Origin of the sequence: Caulobacter sp. B11, from assembly GCF_002737765.1 — a bacterium.
Classification (GTDB): domain Bacteria; phylum Pseudomonadota; class Alphaproteobacteria; order Caulobacterales; family Caulobacteraceae; genus Caulobacter.
The window spans coordinates 1-2,672 of the sequence record NZ_PEGG01000403.1 but is presented as its reverse complement, the minus strand read 5'-3'; the positions used below and the strand labels follow the sequence as shown (position 1 = coordinate 2,672).

Annotated in this window: 3 protein-coding genes; 1 reads left to right on the top strand and 2 read right to left on the bottom strand. The window is 69.9% G+C overall.

The genetic code is table 11. The features are described from left to right. Both CSW58_RS13540 and CSW58_RS13535 read right to left on the bottom strand, forming a co-directional pair. Window positions 1–1,393: HAD-IC family P-type ATPase (locus CSW58_RS13540; RefSeq protein ID WP_143755225.1), on the bottom strand; the 1,393-nt coding region annotated here is incomplete at its 3' end. A 61-nt stretch (window positions 1,394–1,454) separates the two neighbouring features. Beyond that, a complete protein-coding gene (locus CSW58_RS13535; RefSeq protein ID WP_099447615.1) occupies window positions 1,455–2,048 on the bottom strand; it encodes an NAD(P)H-dependent oxidoreductase in 594 nt (197 codons plus the stop codon). Window positions 2,049–2,324: 276 nt separating this feature from the next. Between CSW58_RS13535 and CSW58_RS13530 the strand changes: the two genes are divergently transcribed. Next, window positions 2,325–2,672: heavy metal-binding domain-containing protein (locus CSW58_RS13530; RefSeq protein ID WP_369825204.1), on the top strand; the 348-nt coding region annotated here is incomplete at its 3' end.

Genomic DNA, 2,672 nt, shown 5'->3' with positions numbered 1-2,672 from the left:
CCGTTTGCGTCCGACAGGTCGCCACGCCCAGAACCCGCAGGCCCTGGACGGCGAAGGTCTCGACCACGGCGGTCAGGCGCTCGACCTGGGCCTGCGGCAGGCGACAGAGCTTGAAGATCGCCTCGGGCGCCCCCTTGGCGGCGGCCCGCCAGTGACCGTGAGGCGTCTCCCAGGCCTGGATCATGGCCAACAGTTCAGGGCGCAGCGGCCAGCTCCTGTCGGGCTCTCCGGTCGCGTCGGGCGACGTTACGGCGCGGCTGTCCAGGAGCGTGCGGATGGCCTTGTCCATGGGGTCGACCGGATGGATGGCGCTGGCCAGCCCGGCGATCTCGAGCAGGGCGTCGGCGGCGCCGAGCGGCGGAACGGCGTGATCGAGGGTCTGGTCGCCGTCTTCCGTCCAGAGGCGGGCGACCCGCATCCGGTTTTCCGTCAGGGTGCCGGTCTTGTCGACACAGAGCGTGGTCGCGCCGCCCAGGGCCTCGATCGCCGCGCTGCGCCGCACCAGCACCCTCTGTTTGGCCAGCCGCCCGGCCCCCAGGGCCAGGAACACCGCCAGGACCATGGGAAATTCTTCGGGGATCAGGGCGATGGCCACGGTGATCCCAGCCAGGATGCCGTTGATCCAGTCGTGGCGCAGCAGGCCATAGGCGAGGGCGACCAGGCCGCAGAAGGCGATGGCCAGCAGGCCCAGCAGGGTGACCAGGCGCCCCGCCGTCTTCTGTAGCGGGGTCTGTTCATGGACGATGGCCGCCAGCGACACCCCGATCTTGCCCAGGGCCGTGCGCGCGCCGGTCCGGGTGATCCGGGCCACGGCCTGGCCGCGCACCACCAGGCTTCCGGAATAGAGAAAGGGCCCGGTCTCGGCGCCGGGGGCGGTGTCGGCCTCGGCCGCGTCTTCGGGGCCGAGCGGGCGTTTGGACACCGGCGCAGACTCGCCGGTGAGGGCGGATTCATCGACGCTCAGGATGTCGCCGGCCAGCAGCACGCCGTCGGCGGGCAGGCGTTCGCCCTCGCCGATCAGGATCACGTCGCCGGGCGCCAGGTCGCGCGCCGGCAGCCGGGTTTCGAGCCCGTCGCGGAATACCCGCGCATAGGGTTGCGACAGGTCGCGCAGGGCCGACAGGGCGCGTTCGCTGCGTGCTTCCTGCAGGACCACCAGGCTGATGGTCGCCACGGCCCCGACCATCAGGAACAGGCCCTCGCCCAGGCTTCCCAGCACCAGATAGAGGCCCGCCGCCGCGATCAGCAGCAGGAACATCGGCTCGTGCAGGGTGTCGAAGATGATCCGCGCCAGGCCGCGGCCGGGGGTCTGGGGCAGGGCGTTTGGACCGGCCTGGGCCAGGCGTTGCGCCGCTTCGGCCTGGGTCAGTCCGCTCAGCACGTCACGCGCCATGGGGGAATCCGATCCGCCGGCGGTGGCCGGCCTTGCACGTCAGGGTCAAGGCGGCGGGATTCTAGAGGTCCGACTGGGCCGCCAGAACCGCGCCCCGAGCCCTCGCCAGAAGGTCGTCGACCGCGTCCTGCCGCATCGAGGCGACGACGCCGCCCAGGTGCTCATGGCCCAGGACCCTCAGGCCCGTCACCTTCGCCAGATGCAGATCGAACACGGTCATCAAGGCGGTCAGGGCGCCGGTCGAGTCAACCCAGTGGTCGGGCGCGCCGGAGGTCGAGACGCTCATCAGGGTCTTGCCGACCAGGAGCGGATCGGCGCCGCGCGGGCCGGGCTGATAGCCGAAACCCATGCTGAACACCCGATCGACATAGCCCTTGAGGATCGCGGGCGGGGCGTTGAACCAAAAGGGATAGACCAGCAGGAAGTGATCGACCCCGGCCAGCAGCGCGCGCTCGGCCGTCACGTCGTCGCCCATCGTCCAACCTTTCTCGGTCGGCAGTTCGGCGCGCTTCAGGCGAGGATCGAAGTCCATGCCATAGAGGTCGCGTAACACCACCGACCCGCCGGCCCCCTCGATCGCCGCCTGGCAGGCGCCGGCGACGGCGGCGCAGAAGCTCGAGGGGTTGGGGTGGGCCAGGATGATGGCGGTGTTCATGGCGGACTTCCCAGGCTGTGAACGGTCGACTCGTGGTGATCCTAGGCCATGATCGCGACAAGTCGCCTTGATCGCGATCATGGCCCGTCCGCAGGCCGACTCGCTAGTCTGCCCGGACCTCGAAGTCGGCCCGCGGGTCACCGAAGTGAACGGTTGCGACCTTCGCCCGTTAAACCCGTGAACAACGGGGCCGTGAAGCCCGAAACATGGCGCATGTCAGACATCGCCGCACACCCAACTTATGACGCGGCGCCCCGGCGCTACAGGAGATCTGTGATGAACGGGCGCCGAGCCGAGCCGAACCCCAAGGCCGAGGCCCCGACCCCGGCGGCCGAGGGCCGGGTCTATACCTGCCCGATGCATGCCCAGATCCGCCAGGTCGGTCCCGGCGTCTGCCCGATCTGCGGTATGGCCCTGGAGCCCTTGACGGTCGCGGCCGACAGCGGCGCCAATCCCGAACTGGTCGATATGAGCCGGCGGTTCTGGGTGGGCCTTGTCCTGACCCTGCCGGTGTTCATTCTGGAAATGGGGCCCATGTCATGGGCCATGGCCGCTGGGTCCCGGCCCAGCTTTCCAATGGGATCCAGTTCGCCCTGTCGACGCCGGTGGTGCTGTGGGCGGGTA

Excerpts from the sequence above, each read along its gene's own strand:
- CSW58_RS13535 (WP_099447615.1), bottom strand. The coding sequence starts at position 2,048 with ATGAACACCGCCATCATCCTGGCCCACCCCAACCCCTCGAGCTTCTGC.